This window comes from Rahnella sp. ChDrAdgB13 (genome assembly GCF_017655185.1).
In the GTDB taxonomy this organism is placed as follows: Bacteria; Pseudomonadota; Gammaproteobacteria; order Enterobacterales; family Enterobacteriaceae; genus Rahnella; species Rahnella contaminans.
Genome location: NZ_JAEMGT010000235.1, coordinates 1 through 1691, shown reverse-complemented (window position 1 = coordinate 1691; position 1691 = coordinate 1). Strand labels below are relative to the sequence as shown.

General features: G+C 52.6%; 1 protein-coding gene. It reads right to left on the bottom strand.

What is annotated here, in order from left to right; genetic code table 11:
* On the bottom strand, nucleotides 1-1615 hold a 1615-nt coding region (locus J8X26_RS27265), incomplete at its 3' end, for a phage tail tape measure protein (RefSeq protein WP_208952641.1).
* Between the last annotated feature and the right edge of the window lie 76 nt (nucleotides 1616-1691).

Here is a 1691-nt window from a genome sequence, read left to right as displayed (position 1 = left end):
CGGAAAGTACAGACGTTGTAAAAGACTTGAAGCTGAATTTTCCCGTGGTAGCAAAAGTGGCCAGTGAATCAGCCATGCTGTCAAAAAGCCCGGATGCGTAAGTTGCCATCTGGCTGTTTGCATCCCTCGCGCTGTCAATCCAGTTGAGCGTACCGCGGCGGAAACCCGCGCTGTAATCCTGCTCAGCGGTGAGTTTGTCCTGGTTGGTTTGCTCGGTGATCTGCAATTCCCGCTGTTTGGCACTCTCCAGATCTGCCAGTCTGGCCTGATATTCCGTGGAGGATTTATCCGTAAAGTCCTTTTCAAGCGCGATCCTGCGTTGATTAAACCGGTTAATAATGGCGTTTCGCGCATCAGCATCCGCAGATTCGCTTTCAGACTGGCTGTATTTACCGAGATTAATCGCAGCTTCGCGCTGCATGGCATCCGCTTCTTCCGTCCATTTACGGCTTTCTTCCTGGTATTTCTGCGAAACCTTCCGCAATGCAGCCTCTTTCTCCAACTGGACGTTTGACTGCATCTGCGCGCGGATTTGCCCCTGCATGTTGACCAGGCTCTGCTGACTGGCATTCAGGGTTTGGCCTTTCAGACCCGCAATTTTTTGATCAAACGCTGCCAGTTGACGTTCCGAGTCGGTCAGCGCATCAGTGGTTTGTGCCTGCTCACGCAACACAGCATTACGCTGCTGAGCCTGTTCCAGAGCGCGCTGGCCTTCACTCTCACCCGTGGTTGAGCGCGGCTTATTCTTTTTGGTCGCCTTATCGTATTCGTCATTAATCCCTTTCAGGATCCGCTGATAATCCGACGAACCCGGAGAATAGAGGCTGTTGTTAAGATTCTTGATAGCGGCTGCACGTTTCTCGGCCGCCGTCGTCCCTGCATCAAGATAACTTTTGAGCCCGGCGGAATTTTTTATACGTGCGTTTTGGACGGAGGCGAGAGCCGTTTGGATATCAGCTTGCAATGTCCCTGCCAGCGAGGTGAGATTCTTCTGGGCTTCTCTGGCCTTGCCGGCGACATTATCAATAGCAACACCCGCCGGGTTAGCCATGGCAAGCCACATTTGACCAAGATTGTTGACAGAGTCAGATGTCTTATCTACTTCAACGCCCAACTCCGAAAGGCGTCCCTTCCAAGACTGAATCGACGCATCTATCAGAATTTGACTTGCCTGTGCCGCATCGCCCCGCTGATTTAGAGCAAGAACCTGGCTGACTACAGAACTACTCAACGCCACACCGGATGCAGTCAGCTTTTCCATTGCCGCAACAGGATCACCACGAAGTGATGAAAGAGAATTCACCAGATCCTGCGCATTCCCTCCAGCCTGAGCATAAGCATTAGCCAGCGTAGCCACATCCGTCAGCAACTGCCCGCTGAACCCCGCTTTTGCCGCAGAAGTCACGGCATCTACCGAGTTTTCGGTGTCACCCAACCGGCTGTTTAACCTTTCCAAATCTGTAGCAGAGACAAGAGAAGATGTGTTCAGGTCAAGAACGGCAGCTGTCAGCTTTTTAGTCTGCTCCTCGGCCTTTTTGAACTCGCCATAAAGATACGCACCACCGGCGGCCAGCACACTCAGGCCGATACCGACAGGGCCACCCAGTAAACCCATCGCACTTGTATGTAATAAGCATGTGGTGGTTAGCTACCATCGCATGAAGCGGAGAGAGCTTGGCCCTCGCCCCAAG